This window comes from Micromonospora sp. LOL_025 (assembly GCF_048060285.1).
In the GTDB taxonomy this organism is placed as follows: Bacteria; Actinomycetota; Actinomycetes; order Mycobacteriales; family Micromonosporaceae; genus Micromonospora.
On record NZ_JBHMIR010000005.1, the window covers coordinates 219,406 to 241,824 of the forward strand.

At 73.9% G+C, this 22,419-nt stretch carries 18 protein-coding genes; 12 read left to right on the top strand and 6 right to left on the bottom strand.

All coding sequences use genetic code 11. The features are described 5' to 3' along the window. Positions 1 to 20: 20 nt before the first annotated feature. Entirely contained in the window at positions 21 to 2,240 is a 2,220-nt protein-coding gene (locus ACFHW0_RS09705) for a family 43 glycosylhydrolase (protein ID WP_416606943.1), read from the bottom strand. 138 nt (positions 2,241 to 2,378) lie between these two features. Here ACFHW0_RS09705 and ACFHW0_RS09710 point away from each other — a divergent pair, with 138 nt between their 5' ends. After that, positions 2,379 to 3,122 (top strand): ArsR/SmtB family transcription factor, encoded by a 744-nt coding sequence (locus ACFHW0_RS09710; protein WP_416607026.1) that lies wholly within the window; start codon positions 2,379 to 2,381, stop codon positions 3,120 to 3,122. A 232-nt stretch (positions 3,123 to 3,354) separates the two neighbouring features. On the opposite strand, the gene ACFHW0_RS09715 is transcribed toward ACFHW0_RS09710, so the two are convergent. From ACFHW0_RS09715 to ACFHW0_RS09730, 4 genes are all read right to left on the bottom strand, one after another. Continuing rightward, entirely contained in the window at positions 3,355 to 4,488 is a 1,134-nt protein-coding gene (locus tag ACFHW0_RS09715; protein ID WP_416606944.1) for a TniQ family protein, read from the bottom strand. Positions 4,489 to 4,496: 8 nt separating this feature from the next. Then, positions 4,497 to 5,540: a TniB family NTP-binding protein gene (locus ACFHW0_RS09720; protein ID WP_416606945.1), complete on the bottom strand. Its 1,044-nt coding sequence runs from the start codon at positions 5,538 to 5,540 to the stop codon at positions 4,497 to 4,499. An 89-nt stretch (positions 5,541 to 5,629) separates the two neighbouring features. Beyond that, positions 5,630 to 7,666 carry an integrase gene (locus ACFHW0_RS09725; RefSeq protein WP_416606946.1) on the bottom strand — a complete coding sequence of 679 codons (2,037 nt, stop codon included), beginning with the start codon at positions 7,664 to 7,666 and terminating at the stop codon, positions 5,630 to 5,632. Further along, positions 7,666 to 8,442, bottom strand: coding sequence for a TnsA-like heteromeric transposase endonuclease subunit (locus tag ACFHW0_RS09730; RefSeq protein WP_416606947.1), 777 nt, complete (start codon positions 8,440 to 8,442; stop codon positions 7,666 to 7,668). The genes ACFHW0_RS09725 and ACFHW0_RS09730 overlap by 1 nt, the downstream gene beginning before the upstream one ends. A 95-nt stretch (positions 8,443 to 8,537) precedes the next feature. On the opposite strand from ACFHW0_RS09730, the gene ACFHW0_RS09735 reads away from it, so the two are divergent. The 6 genes from ACFHW0_RS09735 to ACFHW0_RS09760 all read left to right on the top strand — a co-directional run bounded on the left by ACFHW0_RS09735 (position 8,538) and on the right by ACFHW0_RS09760 (position 14,677). Next, complete coding sequence (locus ACFHW0_RS09735; protein WP_077938073.1) at positions 8,538 to 9,116, top strand: class I SAM-dependent methyltransferase; 579 nt, start codon at positions 8,538 to 8,540, stop codon at positions 9,114 to 9,116. 676 nt (positions 9,117 to 9,792) lie between these two features. Continuing rightward, positions 9,793 to 10,587, top strand: coding sequence for an isocitrate lyase/PEP mutase family protein (locus tag ACFHW0_RS09740; RefSeq protein WP_416606948.1), 795 nt, complete (start codon positions 9,793 to 9,795; stop codon positions 10,585 to 10,587). A gap of 137 nt (positions 10,588 to 10,724) precedes the next feature. Beyond that, entirely contained in the window at positions 10,725 to 11,684 is a 960-nt protein-coding gene (locus ACFHW0_RS09745; RefSeq protein WP_416606949.1) for a DUF5715 family protein, read from the top strand. A gap of 4 nt (positions 11,685 to 11,688) precedes the next feature. After that, positions 11,689 to 13,299: an asparagine synthetase B family protein gene (locus ACFHW0_RS09750; protein WP_416606950.1), complete on the top strand. Its 1,611-nt coding sequence runs from the start codon at positions 11,689 to 11,691 to the stop codon at positions 13,297 to 13,299. Between the two features lie 108 nt (positions 13,300 to 13,407). After that, positions 13,408 to 14,340, top strand: coding sequence for a PfkB family carbohydrate kinase (locus ACFHW0_RS09755; protein ID WP_416606951.1), 933 nt, complete (start codon positions 13,408 to 13,410; stop codon positions 14,338 to 14,340). 115 nt (positions 14,341 to 14,455) lie between these two features. Further along, on the top strand, positions 14,456 to 14,677 hold the full coding sequence (locus ACFHW0_RS09760) for a DUF2188 domain-containing protein (protein WP_121398663.1): 222 nt from the start codon (positions 14,456 to 14,458) through the stop codon (positions 14,675 to 14,677). Positions 14,678 to 14,744: 67 nt separating this feature from the next. On the opposite strand, the gene ACFHW0_RS09765 is transcribed toward ACFHW0_RS09760, so the two are convergent. Further along, a complete protein-coding gene (locus tag ACFHW0_RS09765; RefSeq protein WP_416606952.1) occupies positions 14,745 to 16,196 on the bottom strand; it encodes an LVIVD repeat-containing protein in 1,452 nt (483 codons plus the stop codon). A 138-nt stretch (positions 16,197 to 16,334) separates the two neighbouring features. Here ACFHW0_RS09765 and ACFHW0_RS09770 point away from each other — a divergent pair, with 138 nt between their 5' ends. The 5 genes from ACFHW0_RS09770 (at position 16,335) to ACFHW0_RS09790 (ending at position 22,412) form a co-directional block, all read left to right on the top strand. Beyond that, positions 16,335 to 17,021 (top strand): DUF305 domain-containing protein, encoded by a 687-nt coding sequence (locus tag ACFHW0_RS09770; protein ID WP_416606953.1) that lies wholly within the window; start codon positions 16,335 to 16,337, stop codon positions 17,019 to 17,021. 60 nt (positions 17,022 to 17,081) lie between these two features. Continuing rightward, positions 17,082 to 18,326, top strand: a complete 1,245-nt coding sequence (locus ACFHW0_RS09775; RefSeq protein ID WP_416606954.1) for a sensor histidine kinase — start codon at positions 17,082 to 17,084, stop codon at positions 18,324 to 18,326. Continuing rightward, positions 18,323 to 18,988 (top strand): response regulator, encoded by a 666-nt coding sequence (locus tag ACFHW0_RS09780; protein ID WP_121398659.1) that lies wholly within the window; start codon positions 18,323 to 18,325, stop codon positions 18,986 to 18,988. The genes ACFHW0_RS09775 and ACFHW0_RS09780 overlap by 4 nt, the downstream gene beginning before the upstream one ends. A 149-nt stretch (positions 18,989 to 19,137) precedes the next feature. Beyond that, entirely contained in the window at positions 19,138 to 19,932 is a 795-nt protein-coding gene (locus ACFHW0_RS09785; protein WP_416606955.1) for an ABC transporter ATP-binding protein, read from the top strand. Further along, positions 19,929 to 22,412 carry an ABC transporter permease gene (locus tag ACFHW0_RS09790; RefSeq protein WP_416606956.1) on the top strand — a complete coding sequence of 828 codons (2,484 nt, stop codon included), beginning with the start codon at positions 19,929 to 19,931 and terminating at the stop codon, positions 22,410 to 22,412. Before ACFHW0_RS09785 ends, ACFHW0_RS09790 begins: the two co-directional genes overlap by 4 nt. Positions 22,413 to 22,419: the final 7 nt, after the last annotated feature.

A 22,419-nucleotide genomic window follows, 5' to 3' on the forward strand; every position in this document is an offset into this window, starting at 1 on the left:
GGGGGCCCGATCGCGCGGGGTCAGCGGTGGAAGCGCAGGTAGTCGAAGTGCGCGGTGACCGCCGGGTCGGCGCCGCCGTGCGCGACCAGCCCGATCCGGGGAGTGGTGTCGGCCGGGAAGGTCCACACCCCGCCCCACGTCCAGTTCCGCCCGTCCCGGCTGGATCCGGCCCGGAACTCGTGCTCGCCGGTGGCCGGGTCGACCCGGTGCGCCAGCCGCAGCCAGGTGGTGGTCGCCGGAGTGCCGACGATGTTGCCGCCGTAGACCGGCTGGCCGGCGAAGGGCAGCTCGTAGCCGTACTCCACCTGCCGGGTGTTCCAGATGGCGACCTGCGCCAGCCGGGCGAACCGGTCGTCGTCGACGTAGGCGACCAGCCCGGCCTGCTGGTAGTTGCGGACGGTCTCCTCGCCGAGGTCCAGGGTCACCTTCGTCTCCACGACGTAGTCGCCGACGGGCGCGTCGCGCAGCAGCACGCCGGCGGTGTTGCCGGTGCCGGTCAGGTCGGCGCCCTGCACCGGCCAGCGCAGCGCCCCGCCGGACGCGGTGGCCGCCGGGTCCTGCCGGACCCACCGCCACGCCGGGTCCAGCCCGCCGGTGAACTCGTCGGAGAACGCCGGCAGCAGGCGGCCCGCCCGCGGCTCGGCCACGGCGTGGCGCACCGGTCGGTGCAGCCGGGCGACGCTGACGTTGTCGAACCCGGCGGCCCCGCCGGTCGCGGTGAGCGTGAGCCGTCCGGCCACCGGCCGCGCCAGCCCCAGCGACACCACGGCCAGTCGGTCGCCGAGCCGGGCCGGGCTCAGCTCGGCCACCAGTTGCCGGCCGCGGACCTCGACGGCGAGGTGGTGCCCGGCCGCGGCGTCGAAGCCGGCGGGCAGCGGCGCGCTCGCGGTGCGGTCGCCGTCGCTGGCGATCAGCCGGCCGGCGGCGGCGTCCACTCGCACCGAGACCCGGTCGCCGAGGGTGAGCCCGGCCGTTCCGGCGGCGGGAAGCCGCAGGTCGGCCTCCGCGCGCACGTCCCCGCCCACGGTCGTACGGCTGGTCAGCGCGCCGCTGCCGGTGAGCCGGCCGTCGGCGACCCGCCAGTCCCCGGCGCCGCGTCGCCAGCCGGCAAGCCCGGCGTCGAAGCGCTCGTCCACCCGGCCGGTGGTGACCGGCGCGGGCCGGGCGCCCTCGGAGGGGCCGGCGCCGGCGTTCACCGTCGGCCAGCCGTCGATCCAGTCGAGGCGGTCCAGCAGCATCGGCCGCTCGTTGATGCCGAACGGCTCGTCCAGGTACGGGTCGGCCCGGTCGATCGCGTGGTAGACGATCCAGTCCTGACCCGAGAGGTCGGTGAGGAAGCCGTTGTGGCCGGTGCCGATCCACCGGTTGCCGTTCTGGGTGAGCACCGGCGTGCCGCCGGCCCGGGAGGCGGTCAGCGCGATGCCGTCGCGGTCGACGAACGGCCCGCGCGGGTCGCGGGACCGGCCGACGTGCACGGAGTAGCCGGTGGCCGGTCCGGCGCAACAGTTGGCCGTGGAGGCGAACAGGTAGTACCAGTCGTCGTGGCGTACCACGTGGCTGCCCTCGAACTTGTTGTCGATGGCGACCAGGGTGGGCGCGCCGACGGCGCGCAGCCCGTCGGCGGAGAGTTCGGTCACCGAGATGCCGCCGTAGTAGCTGCCGTGGTAGAGGTAGTGCCGGCCGTCGACGTCGGTGAACTGGCTCGGGTCGATGGTCCACAGCCAGCCCCCGCCACCGCCGGGGCGGGGCGCGACCACGGGCTCGTCGGCGAAGGTCCACGGGCCGGTCGGGGTGGGCGCGGTGGCCGCGCCGACGGCGAAGTCACCCCCGTCGGGGGAGACGGTCGTGTCGGTGACGGTCACGTACATGACCCAGCGGTCGCCGATCCGGCGCACGTCGGGGGCCCAGAAGCCGGCGCCGGGGGCCGCGTACGCCGGGCGCTGGCCGGCTCCGAAGGCGTCCCCGACGTACGTCCAGTCGACCAGGTCGGCCGAGCGGGCGGTGGGCACGCCGTGGAAGGTCCCCTCGCCCTCGCGCAGCGGGTCGGTGGTGCCGTACGCGTACCAGAAGCCGTCCTCACCACGGACGATGACGGGGTCGGCGAAGGTGTCGGCGAACCCGGCCGAGACGGGGTTGCGGTAGCGGGGATCGGGTGTGGCAGCGGCCGGCGCGGACGCCGTCGCGGCCAGGACCAGACCGATGACGGCGGCGAGCGCCCCGGCGCGGCGGAGATGTCCCATCAGACCTGCCTCGGGTGCGGGAGTTCGATCAGGATCGGTGCGTGTCCGTTTGTACAAGGTTGGATACAACGTTGTAAAGACGTGCCGACGCTTCGGTGCCCACCGCAGGGTGCCCGTGCCAGCATGGGGTCCGTGACCATCCCCGCCCCGGACGGCCGGGCCCTGGCCCGGCTCGCCGCCCTGCTCGCCGACGACACCCGGGCCCGCATCTGCCTGGCGCTGCTCGACGGCCGGGCGTGGACGGCGGGGGAGCTGGCCAGGCTGGCCGGGGTGGCCCCCTCCACCGCCAGCGACCACCTCACCCGGCTGGTCCGGGGCGGGCTGTTGGTCGAGCAGCGGCAGGGGCGACACCGCTACGTCCGGCTCGCCGGCCCCTCGGCGGCCCAGTTGGTCGAGGATCTGGCCGGCTACGCGCCCGGGCGGTCCGAGCCGGCCCGTTCGCTGCGCGCCGCCCGTGCCGGCGCCGCCCTGGCGTACGCCCGCACCTGCTACGACCACCTGGCCGGGCACCTCGGGGTGCTGCTGCGCGACAGGCTGCTCGCGCGCGGTCTGCTCGATGGCGCCGGCGGGTCGGCGCTCACCTCGGCCGGGCGCGGCTGGTTGGCTGAGCTGGGGGTGCCGATCGCGCCGCTGCGGGCCGCCCGCCGTCCCCTGGTGCGCGACTGCCTGGACTGGACGGAGCGTCGGCCGCACCTGGCCGGCGCGTTGGGCGCGGCGCTGTGCGCCCGCTTCTTCGAGGCGGGCTGGCTGACCCGCGGCGGCGGACGGGAGGTCCGGCTGACCCGGGACGGTGCTCCAGCGCTGGCCGCCGCACTCGGTCTCGCCCCGGTCGATCTCGCGCGGCCCGCGACCGCGCCGGACGGCGGCAGCGGGCGCGCCTGAGCGGGCTGCGCTGAGCGGGCTGCGCCTGACGGGGTCGTGCCGGACCGGGCTGCGCCTGACCGGGCTGCGCCTCGGCCGCCCCGTTCGACGCCCTCAGACCTCGTCTCCGAGACAGTTCGCGGTCTCTCGGAACGGCTCGGTGTCCCGTCCGGCGGAAAGTGGCACTGGTGTCGGTGCCTGAGCTGCGGTTGTGCCAGGTCCGCGCGGACAAGATCAGGTTAGTCGTCCGGATCTACTTGGCACTGTGGGCGATGAGTGCGTCCAGCAGCTGCGACAGGCTGAGGCGTGGGTGGTGTTCGGGCTCGGGTTGGTAGTCGAGCGGCAGGTCGTGGTTGGTGGGCCGGTCGGCGTAGTTCGGTAGCGCCCAGCTCGGAACATGGCGGTGCTTGTTGAACTCCTTGTTGGCTTTCTTGGCGAGGGTCTCGTCGGAGGTGGCGTGGTTGACCGGGACGCCGTCGAAGGTGACCCGGCGGGTCTGCGGGAACGTGCGGTTGGGCACGACGGCATCCGGCAGGCCGGCCATCGCCCGCAGCCAACGGTCCGTTTCGTACCCGGTCCACTCCTGGGTGACGGGCCAGTTATGGGGGACGGGCTCAGGTCCGATCTGCCGGCTGATGTCGGCGGTGATGGTGAGCCGGTGCTCCGCGGAGGTCAGCGCCCGGCGGGCAACGGCCCGCCACGTAGGCGAGCAGAACAGCCGCGCAAGGTTGACGATCTCGGGGTAGAACGCGGCGAGGAACACCGAGGTGTTGAACCGGGTGCGGGTAGGGATGAGCAGGTCGATGCGTTCCTGCCAACTGCGGCGTCCGGGAACGTCGATACGTTGCTGAAACCGCCGGTCGACGCAGACGGCGATGGAGACGTCGAACGCGTTGAAGACGTGCCGCCAGCCTCGGCGGCGCAGCAGCCGGGTGTGCCGTCGCTGCGCGGTGACGAGTTCGGGGACCAGCCGCGCGAGCTGTCGAGGACGCAGGTCCGGGATGGTGGGGACCGGCGGGCCGATCCAGTAGCCGTGGCGGGTGCAGACGAACTCGTGGTGGGCGAAGAACCGGACGACCGGCCCGCCCGGGTGCCGTGCGATGCAGACGGGGCAGGCCCGTTGGGGAAGGTGACGCAACTCCCGCCAGCGCGGGGCGGGGCCACGCAGTTCGGGCATCGCGTGCGCGAGCGCGGCGAGTTGGTGGCCGGTCGCGGCGACGAGCCGCTGCGCGACGATGAGCTGGCGGCGCTTGCTGGTGCCGCCGTAGGGCACCGAAGCGCTGAGGTGCTGCCAGAGGTCTCGGTAGCCGATGGAGTGCAGTGCGGCGAGGCGCCGGACGTAGGAGGTGACGGTTTCCTGCTGGGCAGGCCGAACCGTGATCGGCAACCTTCGGATCATGCGGTCGTGGCGGCCGGCGCCCGTGGCGCCGGTGCGGGGCTGGGGTGGGTCGCGGCGTATGCCTCGGCGGCGTGGTCGAGGCGGACCCGGTCGAGGTGGGCGCGGGTCAGGTGTTCGGTGCCGTTGAGGATGGCGTCGATGGCGGCGCCGCGGACCAGGTGCGACAGGCTGCCGATCATGCCGGCGGTGCGCCGGTGCAGGTACTCGTCCAGCGCGGCGAGCGTTCCGGGCTGGTGGGCGCGCAGCGGCAGAGTGGCTTCCAGGCTGGCGACCAGGGCGTGCCAGGCGGCGCGTTGGTCGGCGGTGCCGTAGGCGAACGCGGTGGTGGGGATGGTGGTGAACCGGCTGGCGAGCTGCTGACCTCGGGGGCCGGCGAACAGGACGACGCGTTCGACGTTGACGCCGGCGTAGATGAACGTGGCGGGCAGCCGCTCGGCGAAGTATTTGAGCTGGTCGGACACCTCGGCCCCGGCGCGGGTGGCGAGGTTGAGGTTGTGCACCTCGTCGACCAGGACCAGCTCGACACCGACGTGAGCGGCGGTCGCGCAGACGGCGTTGGTCACGTCGGTGATGTTGGCCCGGCGGCCCAGCGGCAGACCGAAGAAGCGGGCGAACTCGACGGCCAGCATCCGGGGTGTGGCCGCGGGCGGGACGGTGACGTAGACGACCGGCAGCCGGTTCTTCTCGTGCGGGTGCCGGCGACGCACCGCGACTTCGTGGGTGCGGCCCAGCGCGGTGATTGCGGTGGTCTTGCCGGTGCCCGGGACGCCGGTGACGATCAGCCCGCGGCGTGCGGACAGCTGGCGGCGGTTGAGCAGCACCAAGCGCCGTGCCGTCGCCACGACCTCGGCAACGACCGGGGTGTTGACCATGACCAGCTCGGACAGGTAGTCGATGCGCGCGTCGTCGGTGTCGGTCCCGTCGCCGGCGGCCGGCGGGGTGGGCCGGCGGTCCACGAACCGCGCCCAGCCCTCCTTGGTGGTCAACGGCTCGTCGGCCAGGACCTGCTTGGCCTGGTCGGGCTGGCTCAGGTGCTCCATCGGGGCGGGGCCTTTGCCTCTCAATCGGAAGGGACGTTTGCGGCGGAGGCGCACCGAGACGGGAGCCGGGACTGTGGCCCTGCGCCGGGTCATAGCCAGCGCTCGGCTTCGGCGTCGACGTCGAACAGCCCGAACGGCTCCACCGGCGCCGGCCCGGCGCCGGGTGCGGGTGCGGGCGTGGGCAGGTCGATGACCTGCGCCTCGGGCAGCACCCGGCGGCGTGCCGCCCGGGTGCGGGCCGCGACGCGGGCCGTGGCCTTGTTCGGCGGCCCGTTGCCGGCGCGGGTGAGCAGCTCGTCGAGGACCCGGGCGACCTCGGTCTCGTTGTCGTCGGGCAGGCCGCGGGCGGCGGCCATCCGGCGGGCGTGGCGCCAGGTGAAGTCGGCGAACGGCGCGCTGACCATCGGCAGGTGCGTCCAGGCCGCGGTGATCCAGCCGGCCGGGGTGCGGACATAGACGTGGGACAGGTCGTAGGGGTCGTAGTGCACTTCCCAGCGCCCGCCCTGCTCAGCGACGGTGGAGCGTTCGCTGTGGGGCAGGGCGTCGTCGTAGGTGCGGTGGTCGATGGTGATGCCGTACTCGTTGACGTGGCGCCAGTGCACCGGCAGCAGCTCCAGGTAGTCGGTCCCGGACAGCGTCAGGGGCAGGTAGCCGGACACGGCGACCATCGCGGCGTAGGCGTCGTTCGGGCTGAACGCCCGGCGCGGCGCGTGCGGGTCGCGGAGCCCGTCATGGGGCCGGTGCTGCCACCCGGCGACGATCCACTCGTCGAGCAGGTCTTGCAGCTCGGGCAGGCTCCAGAGCGGCTCGTCGGTGATCCGGTCGCCGCGGCGGGTGACGTTGCCGCCGGTGTAGCCGGCGACGTGCTGGCAGAACAGGCTGGCGATAGAGGAGAACTGCCGCTCGACCAGCGGCTTGTCGGTCGGGGTGCCCTTGCGGGCCGGCTGGATAGAGATGCCCAGCCGGTCGCAAGCGCGGGTGAACACCTCGGAGACGAACACCCGGCCGTGGTCGATGACGATCGTCTCCGGGACGATCACCGGCTTGGCCGCGGCGGTCTCCAGCCGGGCGTCGATGTCGAGCAGCCGCGTGTGCGGCAGCCGGGAGGCGGACATGCGCAGCGCGGCCGACCAGCCGGGCCGCATCGGCTCAGGGACCAGCGTGCGGGCCAGGAGCAACGCGGCGTCGACGGCCTTGGTGCCGGCCGGGCGCAGCACCGCCGCGGCGATGGTGCGGGTGGCCACGTCGACGACCATCGTCAGCTCGGGGCGGCCGGGAACGCCGGAGTCCAGCAGCACCATCACGTCCAGCGGCGTGGAGTCGATCTGCACCAGCTCACCGGGCCGGGTGGCGAACGTCGGGGTGAACGGCGCAACCGGCCGGTTGGCCAGGGACCGGCGCGTGGTCGCCGCGCCGAACGAGTGCCGCCCGCCGGCCAGCACGCCGACCAGCTCGTAGAACGCGCTGCGACCCGGAATCGGCACCACCCCGGGCCCGTGCTCGGCGTCCAGCGCGGTGCGCACCCGTCGCATCAGGCGCCCGCGGGTGCCCGTCGAGGCGTGCGTCTGCGCGTCCAGTTCGGCGCGGATCGCCGTGACCAGCCGCTCGTCGGCCCGGCCGACCGGGTCGCTGCCGCGGGTGTATCGCTGGTCGACCAGCCCCCACAGGCCCTGCTCGGCGTAGCGCAGCCGCATCCGCGTCACCGTCCGCGCCGAGGTCGGCTGCCCGGCGGCGCTCAGCTCGACGGCCTTGGCCGCGTCGCGGTCCTTCAGCGTGCTCGCCGCCGGGTCGTAACCCGGCCGCGGCCCGGCGCCCTCCGGCGCTTCCGGTGCCCGGCCGGTGACCACCTCGACGAGGTGCCGCTCCCAGCGCCGGGCCCGCTCGAGCACCTCGTGCGGCAGGGTCTCCAGCAGCCCCAGCGGTTCCACCGCCGGCACCGCCTGCTGCTCGTCGAGCAGCTCGAAGTCCGCGGCGGCGAGCAGGAACGCCAGCAGCACCACCTGCGCAACCCCACCCCGCGAGCGCAGCCGCACCGACGTGCCGGCCAGCGCCACCACCTGGTGCTCGTCGCCGTCGAAACGCACCCACTCCCCGACACGCAGCACCGGCAACTTGCCCGCGCCCATCAGCAGGCCCCGGCCGTGGTCACGATGGTCGCCTCGTGCAGCCGTACCCCGAGGTCACAGGCCAGCTCACCGCACCACAGCAGGTGGAACAACACCGGCAGGACCGCGATCGGCTCACCCGCCGCGCCAGCACCGTCCATCAACTGCGCGGGCTCGGCGAACACCTCCCGCAACGCCGCGCCCACCGCCGGCAGCCGGTACCGCGGATGCCGGTAACCGGCCAGCCAGCGCACATTGCGCACCATCACCAGCTCCGGCGCGCCGACCAGCCGATACTCCCATCCGACCAGCTCACACGCCCGGCCAGTCACGGCGAACGCCGCGGCGTCACGCGGCTTGATCCGGTCGACTGGTCGGCAGTCCACCACCAGGCCCCGCCCGTCGGCCAGCCGGGCGAAGTAGTCCGGCGCGTGCGAACGGCGCCGGCCGGAAGCCTCGTCGTCCCAGAACAGCCAGAACGGCTGCGACGCGATCCCGGCCACCGCCGGGTCGAAGTCGAGCAGCATCAGGTGATCGCGCTCCAGCCACGACTCGTACCCGACGTGAGCGCCGGTCGTCGACGACCACCACAAGCCCGGGAAGTTGCGCTGCCGCTTGTACGACGGAAAGCCGCGTACCGGCTTGACCAGCTCGAACAGCACCCCCGCCGAGTCGATCAAGGAGGTGCGGACCTCCGATCCCTCGGCGCCGACGTAGCCGACCTCGAACTCAGCCGTCAGCGGCCCACCCAGGCCCGGCACCGCGCGCAGCACCCGGCACCGTACCGGACGTGCCACCTCAACCCGGACGCGTACTGGGTTCGGGGCGGAACGCGGGCAGACTTTAGAGTGGCGCCGTGAGCAACCAGCCGGTCCGCGACGCCTACTCGCACATGTCCGAGCAGTACATCGCCCTGTTCGATGGTGACTGGCAGGCCCACGTGGATGACACGGCCCTTGTCCGAGACCACCTCGTCGGCTTGGACGGCGCCGTGCTCGATCTCGGTTGCGGCCCCGGGCATTGGAGCGCCTACCTGCATTCGCTCGGCGCCAACGTGACCGGCGTCGACTTGGTACCTGAGTTCATCGGCTACGCCCGGACCCACTTTCCCGGGCCGGCGTTCCAGCTCGGATCAATGACGGACCTGGACCTTCCCGACCACTCGGTGGCCGGCATCCTCTCCTGGTACTCGACCATCCACCTACCGCCATCGGAGCTGGATGCGGTACTCGCCGAGTTCCGCCGGATGCTGCCTCCTTCCGGGAACCTGGTGATCGGCTTCTTCGACAGCGACGACGATGTGGCCGCGTTCGACCACAAGGTCCACACGGCATACCGCTGGCCCGTAGACACATTCTCTGCCCGCCTGGCAAAGGCTGGTTTCACCGAACTTCAGCGCTTGCAGCAGCAGTCCCCGGACCGCCCGGACCGCAAGTACGCGGCCATTGCCGCAACAGTCGCCGCGCCGTAGTGCCCGATCGGCACACAGCTGACTGCCGGTCGAGACCAAATACACGCACACTCATCGGGAAGCCTGTCAACTCGCCGAGAACCCGCTAACCTCGCTGAGACCGGACAGCACCGTACCGGACGTGCCACCTCAACCCGGACAGTGCCAACCTCGTGCCAAGTCATACCGGACGGTGCCAACTCAACGCGGACGGGACACTCGGGCCTCCTCCCTTGGAGGGACGGCGAGGAAGTTGATCGCTGCCCTCGCTACCGTTCGTGACGGGCGAGGAAATCACTCAGTGTTACTGCCGGCGTCCCGCCCGCTCGGTGCCCGCTGCGCCCTTTGCTCTGCATTCCTCGACGCACCACCGCGCTGAACTGGAGATTCGGGGAGGATGCGATGACCTAGGGCGCAAGATTCGTTGACCCTCAGTAGCTGTGGCGTATGTGGATGCAGAGCAAAGGAGCCGGAGGCATGATGGCCGGCCGGCTCTTGCCGTCACCGTAGGTGACTGTGTGGCTGACGTCGGCAGGTCGCGACGATCCGTGGAGCGGTCCCGTGGTCCGACCGCGACGGCACCGCGCGCGCCGGCAGCCGACGTTTCGGCGGGCGCCGAAGGGTTCCGGTCCTACCGTCGCGGGGAGACGACCGTCGCCGGCCCCACGGGCCCGACCATGATCGAGGTGGAACCCCGATGAACGCGCGCTGTGCCGCCTTCCACGCCCTGCACCGCGCCGCCCGGCCGCTGCTGCTGCCCAACGCCTGGGACCACGCCAGCGCCGCCGCGTTCGCGGCGCGCGGTTACCCGGCGGTCGGCACCACCAGCCTGGGGGTCGCCGCCGCCGCGGGCGTGCCGGATGCGGCCGCCGCCACCCGGGCGGAGAACCTCCGCCTGGCCCGGGCGTTGCGCCCGCTGCCGGTTCTGGTGACCGTCGACGTGGAGGCGGGGTACGCCGACGACCCGGCGGTCGTCGCCGGGCTGGCGGCGGAGCTGGCCGCGCTCGGGGTGGTGGGGGTCAACGTCGAGGACGGCCGGGCGGACGGCACCCTCGACCCGCCCGAGCTGGCGGCGGCGAAGGTGGCCGCCATCAAGGCCGCGGTGCCCGACCTGTTCGTCAACGCCCGCACCGACCCGTGGTGGCTCGGCACGCCCGATCCCCTGCCGGAGGCCCTGCGCCGGGCCCGCGCCTACCTGGCCGCCGGAGCGGACGGGATCTTCGTGCCCGGGGCGCCGGACGCCGCCACCGTCGCCGCGCTCGTCGGGGGGATCGACGCGCCGCTGAACGTGCTGCACCGGCCGGGCGGGCCCACCCTCGACGAGTTGCGGGCGCTCGGCGTGGCCCGGGTGAGCACGGGCTCGCTGCTGTTCCGGGCCGCGCTGGGCGCCGCCCTGGACGCCCTGGACGCCGTCCGGTCCGGCGCCGCGCCGCGCGCGGAACCGCCCTCGTACGGCGAGGTGCAGCGGTTGAGCGGGGCGTCCCCACCGTGACCCTTCGTGCGCGGCGGTGACCTCGGACATCCCGAAGGAGTAGATAGGAGGATTGTTCGGACTCATCCCTCCCGGTCCGATTACGGTGTGTGCAGGGCGATGCACAGTGATGTTGTGACGGGAGAGAGGACCCGACCATGCGAGTGCCCAGCCGAAGCCCGGGACAGCAGCCCGGTTCCTCCGTCACCCCCGCCGCCCCGGCCCGGCGGCGCGCGTTCGCCACCCCGCCGCGGTCCGCCGCGCCGGACCTCGACGCCTACCGGACGGCCGTGGCCGAGCTGCTGGTCGAGGTCGGCGCCCTGGCCGGCGCGTCCTGCACCGCCGCCCGGCAGGTGCTGATCGACGACCGACTGCGCGAGCCCGCGATCGCCGCCGTGCTCGACGCCACCCCGCAGGGGCTCGTCGGCGCCCGCGAGACGCTGCTGCTGGAGATGGCCCGCTACCAGCCCAACGCGCGCAGCTCCGCCGCCGACCTCACCGCGCTGGTCCGGATCTACCTGCTCTCCCGCGTCGACGTGATGTGGTGGCGCGACGCCCCCACCTTCCTCACCGACGCCCAGGTCGACGCCAGCCCCGAGCTGGTGGACCTGGAGTGGCTGCGCCGGCGGGACCTGCTGCGCTTCCGCTACACCGAGCAGCCGCGGACGCTGCTCCGCCGCGGGATACGGGCGGTGCGGCGCCGGCTGCGGCCCGACGCCACGCCGCGCACCGCCGGACTGCGGTTCCGTCGGGCCCGGCGCGAGATGGTGGCGCTGCTCAACGACGTCGCCCGGCAGTTCGCCGCCAGCACCCCGCCCGCCACGCCGCCGCTGTGGGTGACCAGCCTCGTCCGCAGCGCCGAGCACCAGCACCGGCTGCGCCGACTCGGATACGCCGCCATGATGCCCAGCGGGCACTGCCTCGGCTGGGCGGTCGACGTCGAGATGGAGTGGTTCGACCGCTTCGGCACGCGGGACACCCTGGCCGAGCTGTTGCTGGCCCGGCAGCGCGCCGGCGAGGTCAACGTGGTCGACGAGGGGCAGGCGTGGCACCTGTGCCTCGCACCGGCGGCGCGGCGGCGGCTGCGCCGGGCGTACGAAGCCGAGATGGGGGTCTGACCCGATGTGCGGCATCGCGTTGAGCCTCGGCCCCGAGGCCGATCCGACGATCTTCCGGCGGATGCTCGCCACCCTCGCCCCCCGCGGCGAGGTCACCGAGACCCGCTACGAGAACGGCCTGCTCACCGGCACCCGCCGGCTGCCGATCGTGGACCGGGAACGCGCCGTGCAGCCGTGGGCCTCCGCCGACGAGCGGTGGCTGCTCTGCTACAACGGCGAGGTCTTCAACCACTCGGAGCTGCGCGCGGAACTGGTCCGGCTGGGGCACCACTTCCGCAGCGTCGGCGACACCGAGGTGGTGCTTGCCGCGTTCCTGCAGTGGGGCGAGGGGATGGTGACCCGGCTGCGCGGCGAGTACGCCTTCGCCGTCGTGGAACGGGCCACCGGCCGGGCCTACCTGGTCCGGGACCCGCTCGGCGTCAAGCCGTTGTACTGGGCGCGGACGCCCGGCTGCCTGCACGTCGCCAGCGAGGTCAAGGCGCTGGTCGGGCACCGCGCCCCGATCGCCGAGGTGCCGCCCGGGCACCACGGCTGGGCCGAGCCCGACGGGCCGGTCCGGCTGCGCGCGTACGTCGACCTGCTGACCCTCGGTGAAGGGCTGCCGGTGGTGGACGACCCGGACGAGGCCGCCCTGCTCGTCCGTGCCGCCCTCACCGACAGCATCCGGATGCGGGTGGACACCGACCTCACCGTGGGGGTGGTGCTCTCCGGCGGGCTGGACAGCTCGTTGGCCCTGCTGCACGTGCGCGAGATGCACCCCGACTGCGTCGCCGTCACGGTCGGGGTGCCCGACAGCCCCGACGTCGCGTACGCGCGGCGGCTCGCTGAGGACCTGGGGGTGCCGCACGAGGTGGTCGAGGTGCGGCCGCGCGACATCCGGCTGGCCGACATCCGGGAGACCATCCGGATGTCCGAGCTGACCGAGTACGGCGACATCATCAACGCGGTGGTCACCGTGCCGCTGTTCCGCCGGCTGCGCGAGCTGGGCGTGAAGGTGGTGCTCACCGGCGACGGCTCCGACGAGCTGTTCGGCGGCTACCCGATGTACCACGAGGTCGGCCCCGAGGCGTCCCGCCGGCTCTTCCTGCACAAGATCCGCAATCTCTGCCGTACGGAGTTGCAGCGCGTCGACCGGGCCAGCATGGGGCACGGGGTGGAGGCCCGCGTGCCGTTTCTGGACCTGAGCCTGGTCGAGCTGGCGATGCGGCTGCCGATCGGGTTGAAGATGCGCGAGGGGCAGGAGAAGTGGATCGTCCGGCGGGCCTTCGCCGACCTGCTGCCCGACTACGTCCGGCGGCGGCCGAAGAACCCGATGTCGTACTCCTCGGGGCTGCACGAGCGGGCCCGGCTCTACAAGCCGTTCTTCGCCCGGCTGCACCGCTCGTTCGGCTACCACCTGCTCGAACCGGTGCGCCGCGACTTCGACACGGTGCTGACCCGGTGCGGCAACGACCTGGACCGGGCCATCGCCGACGGCCGGGCCCGGCCCGACTACACCCTGCTGGAGCACGCCCGCGACCTGGCGGGCGCGGCGAGGTGGAACGCCGCCCCGGTGGTGCGCCGGCTGGTCGGGCCGCGTCGCACCCGGGGCGACGAGGCACCGCTGCCTGGGTGACCGGTCGGCACGCACCCCTCGCGGCGTCGGCCGGGGCGCACCTCGCGACCGGACACGCCCCGCGCGCGGCGCGGATCAACCCGGGCGCTCGCGGGTAGTGGTGCGGGCATGGCGGGACTGGACGTGATGGTGGTCGGGCAGGTGGCGCGGGACCTCGTGCTGCTGGTGGACGAGGTGCCGAGGGCCGGCGGGAGCGCACCGGTACGGCGGCGGCGCGAGCTGCTCGGCGGCAAGGGGGCCAACCAGGCCGTCGGGCTGGCGCAGCTCGGCGCCGCCGTCGGTCTGCTCGGGGTGGTCGGCGACGACGAGGTGGGGGAGCGGCTGCTGGCGCTGGTGCGGGCCGACGGCATCGACGTCCGGTGGGTACGGCGCCGGCCCGGCACCCCGACCGGGCTCATCGTCGACGTGGTCGACGCCGACGCCGACTGGCGTTACCTTGAGGACCTTCCGGAGGCCACCCTGCTCACCGCCGACGACGTCGCCGGGGCGGCATCCGCGCTGCGGGCCGCGCGGGCCGTACTGGTGCAACTCCAGCAGCCGGCGGGGGCCGCCCTGGCCGCGGCCCGGACCGCCCGGGAGGCCGGCCGGCTGGTCGTGCTCGACGGTGCGCCGACCGACGCGGCCGACGTCGACGCGCTGCTCGCCGTCGCCGACGTGCTGCGTGCCGACGCGCAGGAGGTCGAGCTGATCACCGGCGACGCGCCGCGGGACGCCGGGGCGGGGCTCGCCGCCGGGCGTGCGCTGCTGCGTCGCGGCCCGTCGATGCTGGCCGTCGAGGTGGCCGGGGAGGGCAACGCGTTCGTCTGGCCGGACGGCGAGCTGTTCGTGCCGCTGAGCGAGACGCCCACCGTGGACGACACCGGCGCCGGGGACGCCTTCGTCGCCGCGCTGACCCTCGGCGTGCTGCGCGGTGAGCCCCGGGAGCGGGTCGCGCGGTACGCGGTCGCGGCGGCCGGTGCCACCGTCGGCCATCCGGGCGGCCGGCCCGCGCTGACGCCCGAGGCGATCCGCGCGCAGCTCGACCGGATCCCGGCCGGGTGACCGGCGCTCACCCGCAGGTGCCGACGGCGGCGACGGAGGCTTGTCCACCGAGGAGGGTTTTCCGCTTCCGGGGCCCGGGTATCCCGGAAGCCTGACCGAGAGGCGGGTGACTGACATGAAGCGCAATCAATACCACGTCGTGCCGAACGGTGGCGGCTGGAAGGTCGAGCAGGGCAATCAGGTCGTCGGCACGTTCGACACCAAGCAGCTCGCCGTCGAGGCGGGGCGCCGGGCGGCGCACGGCAACGAGCCGAGCCAGCTCGTCGTGCACACGTCCGACGGCAAGATCGAGACGGAGTACACCTACCAGAACGACCCGTACCCGCCGGCCGGCTGACCGCCGTCCGCCGTGGACACCAACGGGCCCGACCCCCGCGGGGTCGGGCCCGTCGGCGCGTGTGCGGCTACCAGCTCAGGTAGCTGGGCTGGGTCTGCACGTTCAGCTCGCGGTACCGCACGAGGTTGGCCGACCAGGTGCGCCAGTCGGTCAGCTTCAGCACGTCGAGGCCCTTGGTCATGTCGTTGGAGTAGATGTAGCCGTTGTAGTAGTACGCGGACCAGGTGCCGCCGCCGACGAGCCGGTCGGCCGAGATCGGGCCCCGCTCCCAGAACGCGATCTCCTTGGGGTTGGCCGAGTCGGTGAAGTCCCAGACGGAGATGCCGCCCTGGTACCACGCCTGGACCATGATGTCGCGCCCGAGCACCGGGATGAGCGAGCCGTTGTGCGCCACGCAGTTCTCGGTGTCGGCGTTGATCCGGGGGATCTTGTAGTAGCTGCGGAAGACCATCGTCCGGGCGTCACCGCGACCGGTGATGTCGTAGATGGCGTCGGCGCCCCGCTCCGGTCCGATGGCCTCGGTGCAGGTGGCCGCGCCGCCGCCGCCCAGCTCGTCGGTGAAGACCACCTTGGTGCCGGCGTTGTTGAACGTGGCCGAGTGCCAGAACGCGAAGTTGACGGTGTCCCGGACCCGGTTGATCAGCCGGGGGGCCTCCCGGTTCGAGATGTCCATCAGGATGCCGTCACCCATGCACGCGCCCGCGGCGAGATCCTTCTCCGGGTAGGCGGTGATGTCGTGGCAGCCGGTGGTCGCCGAACCGCCGGGCCGGCCCTCGTAGCCGCCGTCCGGGAAGAGGTTCGGGGCGGCCACCACCGCCGCGTCCGTGGGGGACTTCACCGGCACCTTGACGATGGAGATGGAGTCGTGCGGGGGCTGGCAGTCGGGAAACTCCGCCCGCGGGCTGTACGAGGAGACGTACAGGTAGACGGTCTTGCGGTCCTTGCCCGGCACGAGGGTGTGGGTGTGCGACCCGCAGGCCGTCTCCACCGCCTTGACGTAGCGGGGGTTGGCCTTGTCGCTGATGTCGAAGACCTTGATGCCCTCCCAGGACGCCTTCTCCGTCGCCGGCGCGCTGGTGCTGTTGCAGGAGTCGTCGCTGCGGGAGGAGTCGGTGGAGAGGAACAGCAGGTCGCCGTGGACGGAGATGTCGTTCTGCGACCCGGGGCAGTACACCTGCGACACCACCGTCGGCGCGGTCGGTCGGGAGATGTCGTAGACGACGAAGCCGTTGTAGTTGCCGGCGAAGGCGTAGCGGCCCTGGAAGGCGAGGTCGCTGTTGGTGGCGTCCAGCGGCGCCTGCTTGGGCAGGTTGGCGACCTGCCGGAGGTTGGGGCTGCTGACGATCTCGTCGACGCCCGGGATGGTGTTGGTGGCGCCCACCGTGCCCGAGGGGGCCGACCGCGTGGCCACGCCGGCACTTCCCGGTGCGGCGGTGGCGACGCTGGCGAGGAGTAGACCGGCCGCGGCCAGGCTCACGGTGGTGAGCCGCCTGGCCCGCAAGGTGCGGAAACTGGTCATCGGCGACGTCCTTCGCAAGGGGATGGCGATTGTGGACACCTTACAGTCCGAAGAGTTCCATCGATGTGATGCAGATCACATGAAAGGTCGTCCGTCGATGGATAGCATCGCCATGACCTCTACCGGGGGGAGTGGCCCATGACCAACCGTCGCGCGCGGACCCTGGCCGTCGTCATATCCGCGTGTCTGTTGGCGGTGGTGGTCGTCGCCCTGTCCCGTTCCGCCGGCGGCCCGACCACGGCGCCGGCGGGACAGGCTGCCGCCCCGACGTCCGCCCCGGCCGGCCCGAGCCGTCCCGCGGTGATCGTTCCCGGTCGGCCCGGCGAGACCGCCGCCGTCCGGCCCGCCGAGGAGATGCGCGACGTCACCACGGCCCGGCACAATTCGATGGACGTCTGGTTCGTCCGGATGATGATCCCGCACCACGCCCAGGCGCTGGAGATGGCGGAGTTGGCCGGCGACCGCGCCGGCGACCCGGCCCTGCGCGCCCTCGCCGAGCGGATCCGGGCCAGCCAGGGCCCGGAGATCGGCCTGATGCGGGGCTGGTTGCAGGCTCGCGGGCTCTCCACCGACGTGGCCGGGCACGACCACGGCGGCATGCGGGGCATGCAGACGCCCGAGGCCATCCGGCAGCTCGCGGCGGCGCGGGGCGCCGAGTTCGACCGGCTCTTCGTGCGGATGATGACCGAGCACCACCAGGGCGCGGTCCAGATGGCCACGGATCTGCTCAAGGTCGGCGCCGACCTGACCCTGTCGGAGTTCGCCAACTCCGTAGCCACCGAGCAGACCGTCGAGATCGACCGGATGCGCGAGCTGCTGGCCTGAGCGGGCGGTTGGCCCGGGCTCGGGGCGGAGTGACCCCCTGACCTGCGGCACGTACGCTGGGTGACCGTGAACCGCACGATCCTCGGCCGCCCCCTGCGCGGCGTCGCCTTCGACGCCTTCGTCTCCGCCACGGTGGCGCTGCTGGGCCTCGCCGGCCTGGCGAACCAGCCCGGCGGTGGCATGGCCACCCTGGTCGGGGCCGCGATGGCGGTGGCGCTGCTGTTCCGCCGGACCCACCCGTCGGCGGTCGCGGTGGTCGTGGCGGCGCTCGCGCTGGTGCAGGTGGTCGCCGGGTGGGGGCCGCTGGCCTTCGACGTCGCCGTGCTGATCGCCCTCTACAGCGTGGTCAAGTACGCCGACCGGCTCCGCGACGGGGTCCTCGCCGGGATCGGCGCGGCCGTCGGGGTGGTGCTGGCCGGCCTCCAGACCCAGGGCGTCATCTCCTGGTGGGCGACGGCGATCTACTACGGCCTGGTCACCGGGGCCGTCTGGCTGGTCGCGTTGAACGTCCGCACCCGGCGGTTCTACGTGCTCAGCCTCGAGGAGCGGGCCGCCACCCTGGAACGGGAACGCGAGGCGGAGGCTCGCGCCGCGGTCGCCGGGGAGCGCACCCGCATCGCCCGCGAGCTGCACGACGTGGTGGCGCACAGCATGGCGGTGATGATCGTGCAGGCCGACGGGGCGCGGTTCATGCTCGACCGGGACCCGGAGACCGCCCGCCAGGCGGTGAAGGTGGTCGCCGACACCGGCCGGCAGGCGCTGGAGGAGATGCGCCGGCTGGTCGGTGTACTGCGGGAGCCCGACGCGCCGGACGCGGAGGCCGGGCCCGGCGCGGCGGGTGCGCCCGACGACGCCGGGGCGAGCGCCGACCCGGCGCACCGCCGGTTGGCGCTGGTGGAGCTGCCCGCCCTGCTCGACCGGTTCCGCGCCGCCGGCCTCCGGACCCGGCACGCGGTCTCCGGCGAGCCGGCGCCGATGCCGCCCGGGCTGGAACTCACCGTCTACCGGGTGGTGCAGGAGGGGCTCACCAACGCGTTGAAGCACGCCGGGGTCGGCGCCGACGTCGAGGTCACCGTCACGCACGCCGAAGGCGCCGTGCTGGTCCGGGTGGTCGACGACGGACGCGGCCGGCCGCCGGTCAGCCCGGCGCCGTCCGGCGGGCACGGCCTGGTCGGCATGCGCGAGCGGGTCGGCGTGTACGACGGCAGCCTCACCGCGGGGCCGCGACTCGCCGGGGGCTGGCAGGTCGAGGCGCGGCTACCGCTACCGTCGACGTCCCCGACGACGGAGGTGACGGCGGCATGACGGTCCGCGTGGTGATCGTGGACGACCAGGCGCTCGTCCGCGCCGGCTTCCGGATGGTGCTGGACTCCCAGCCGGACCTGGCGGTCGTCGGCGAGGCGATCGACGGCGCCGACGCCCTGCGGCTGCTGGCCCGCGTCGAGGCCGACGTCGTGGTGATGGACGTCCGGATGCCGACCATGGACGGGGTGGAGGCGACCCGCCGGATCTGCCGGGACCGTCCCGCCGGATCGCCCCGGGTGCTGGTGCTCACCACCTTCGACACCGAGGCGGACGCCTTCGCCGCGCTCCAGGCGGGCGCCAGCGGCTTCCTGCTCAAGAACGTCCCGCCGGAGGAGCTGCTGGCGGCCATCCGGGTGGTCGCCCAGGGCGACTCGGTGGTCGCCCCGTCCATCACCCGGCGGCTGCTCGACCGGTTCGCCGGCCGGCTCGGCCCGGGGCCCGCCGAGGACCCCCGGATCGGCCAGCTCACCGAACGCGAGCGGGAGATCCTCCTGCTGGTGGCGCAGGGGCTCTCCAACGCGGAGATCGCCGCCCGGGTGCACGTCGCGGAGGCCACCGTGAAGACGCACGTCGGGCGGATCCTCGCCAAGCTCCAGCTCCGCGACCGGGTGCAGGCCGTGGTGCTGGCGTACGAGACGGGGCTGGTCACCCCCGGCGGCTGAGCCGGTCTACGACCCAGGTCGTACGGGCCCACCCCGTCAGGGGCTCCCCAGGTCGCAGCGGGATCACCACGCGCGGGTGGACGCGGTCGCACCGGCGGCGTCCATAGCGTCGGAGACGTCCCAGCCACGATCTCCACGGGGAGCTCCACGTGTCCGTCGCACCTCCCGCGCACGCCACCGCCGGCGTCGCGGTCACCGCCCGCGGCCTGTCCAAGCGGTACGGCTCCGGCCAGGCCGCCGTCGTCGCCCTCGACGGGGTCGACGTCGACTTCGCCGCCGGCCGGTTCACCGCCATCATGGGCCCCTCCGGCTCCGGCAAGTCCACCCTCATGCACTGCCTCGCCGGCCTGGACCGGCCCACCTCCGGCAGCGTGCGCATCGGCGACGCCGACCTCGCCGGCCTCGACGACAAGCGGCTCACCCTGCTGCGCCGCGACCGCGTCGGCTTCGTGTTCCAGAAGTTCAACCTGCTGCCGGCGCTGACCGCCGAGGAGAACATCGTGCTGCCCCTGGCGATCGCCGGCCGGCGGCCGGAACCGGCCTGGCTGCGCCAGGTCGTCGCGGCGGTGGGGCTCGCCGACCGGCTGCGCCACCGTCCCGCCGAACTCTCCGGCGGCCAGCAGCAGCGGGTGGCGGTCGCCCGCGCACTGATCACCAAGCCGTGGGTCATCTTCGCCGACGAGCCGACCGGCAACCTGGACTCGCGCTCCGGCGCCGAGGTGCTGCGCCTGCTCCGCGAGGCCGTCGACACCCTCGGCCAGACGGTGATCATGGTGACCCACGACCCGTCGGCCGCCGGGCACGCCGACCGGGTGGTCTTCCTCGCCGACGGCCGACCGGTACGGGACCTCACCGCGCCGACCGCCGAGCGCGTGCTCGACGCGCTCGCCGGCCTCGACCCGGCGCGCGTACCGGCCGCCGGCCGCGAGGCGGTGACCCGGTGATCCGCACGACCCTGCGCCAACTCCGTGCCGAGGCACTGCGCCTGATGCTCTCCTCCCTGGCCGTCGTGCTCGGCGTCGCGTTCATCGCCGGCACGCTGATCTTCGTCGACGGGATGCGGGCCGGGGCGTACGAGCGGGCCGGGGCGTTCGACAGGCACACCGACCTCGCCGTCCACTCCACCACCGACGACCCGTTGCCGGCCGCCCTGGTCGAGAAGGTGCGCTCCCTCGACGGGGTCGCCGCCGCCGAGGGGGAACTGCTCGGCTCCGGCGGCGTCGTCGGCGCCGACGGCCGCCCCGTGCTCGGCTACGCCGTCCTCGCCGCCATCCCCGTCGACGAGGCGCTGCGCTCGTACGACGTGGCGACCGGCCGGCTGCCCGACCGCCCGGGCGAGGTCGTGCTGGACGCCGCGACCGCCGACGAGGAGGGCTTCGCCCTGGGCGCTTCCGTACGCGTCGGCGGCGGCGGGGGAGCGGCCCGCCCGTACACCCTGGTCGGCACGGTCGACGTGGCCGGCACCGCCCGCGACGTCGGCGGTCCGTTCATCGGCCTGGTCGGCGCGGACGCCCTCGCCGTGACCGGCCAGCGGGGCTACGACCGCATCATGGTGGCCGCCCGGCCGGGCGCGGCCGAGGCGGCGCTCGCCGAGCGGGCCGCCGAGGCCGCCGGCGCCGGCGCGACCGTCAAGACCCGGCAGCGCATCCTCGACGACGCCGTGACCGACGCGGTCCGCGACCTGCAGCAGTTCAACATGGCACTGCTGACCTTCGCCGGGGTCGCCGTCGTGGTCGCCGGCTTCGTCATCGCCAACACCTTCGCGATCGTGCTGGCCCAGCGGACCCGTCGGACGGCGCTGCTGCGGCTGGTCGGCGCGACCCGGGGCCAGCTGTTCCGTGCCGCGCTGCTGGAGGCCGCGCTGGTCGGGCTGGTCGCCTCCGCGGCCGGCGTGCTGATCGGCGTGGCCGTGGCCGGCGGCATGAACCAGGTGCTGGCGCGGCTCGACGCGCCGACCTCCGGCGGGCTCACCGTCACCGGGTCGACCGTGCTGGTCAGCCTGCTCCTGGGCACGGCGATCACGATGGGCGCCGCCCTGCTGCCCGCGTGGCGGGGCACCCGGATCGCCCCGGTCGCCGCGCTCACCGACGCGGCGGTCCAGCCCGCCCGGGGCGCCGGCCGGCTCCGGCTGACCGCCGGGGCGTTGGTCTTCGCCGCCGGGATCGCCGCGCTGGTCGGTGCCGCGTACGCCGTCCAGGTGGTGCTCGTGGCAGCCGGCGGCGTGCTCGCCTTCTTCGGCATCGTGCTCTTCGGCCCGGTGCTCGTGCCGGCGCTGGTCCGGGTGCTGGGGTGGCCGGCCCGCAGGCTGTTCGGGGCCACCGCCGGCCTGGCCGTGGCGAACGCCGTGCGCAACCCGCGCCGGATCGCCGCGACCGCCACGGCCCTGGTGATCGGGATCGGACTGGTGTCGGCCTTCGTGGTCGGCGCCCGCAGCACCAAGGACGGCATCGAGCGCAGCGTGGACGCGGAGATCGGCGTCGACTGGCTGGTCACCGGGATCGGCGGGGACCTGCCGGCGCCGCTCGCGGCCGAACTGCGCGCCCGACCCGAGCTGGCGGTCGTGCACGAGCAGCGCGGCGCCGTCGCCGCCGGCGTGCAGATCCAGGCCGCGCACCCCGCCCTGGTGGCCCGGACGCTGACGGGCGTCGTGGCGGGCGACGTCGACCGGCTGGGACCCGGGTGGGTGCTGGTGCACCGGGAGCTGGCCGAGGCCCGGGGCTGGACGACCGGCTCCACCGTCACCGTGCGCGGCCGGTCGTTGCGGGTGGCCGCGGTCGTCACCGCCGACGGACCGGCGCTCGCCGGCAGCACCGTCCCCGACGGCCACGTGATCGACGTGGTGGACGCCGACTTCGCCACCCTCTTCCCCGACGAGCGGGGCTACCTGGCCGAGATCGACCCCGCCGACGGGGTCTCCGCCGACCGGGCCCGGGCCGCCATCGAGGCGGTGGTCGCCCGGTATCCGACGGCCAACCTGATGGACCAGGGCGCGTACAAGAAGATGCTCACCGCCACGGTCGACATGCTGCTCGCCCTCGTCACCGCGCTGCTGGGCCTGGCCGTGGTGATCGCGCTGGTCGGGGTCGCGAACACGCTGAGCCTGTCGGTGGTGGAGCGGACCCGGGAGAACGCCGTGCTGCGGGCGGTCGGCCTGACCCGGGGGCGCATGCGCGCCATGCTGGCCGTCGAGGCGGTGCTGATGGCGCTGGTCGGCGCGCTGCTCGGAGTCGGACTCGGCACCGGCGTCAGCGCCGCCGCGATGGCCCTGCTGGCCCGGATCAGCGGCGACTTCGCCGTGGTGCTGCCGGTGGGGCAGCTGGCGCTGATCCTCGGGGTCGCGGTCGTGGCCGCCCTGGTCGCCTCGGTGCTGCCGGCCCGCCGGGCGCTGTCCCGGCCGGTGGTCGAGGCGCTCGGCGACCAGTGACATCCGC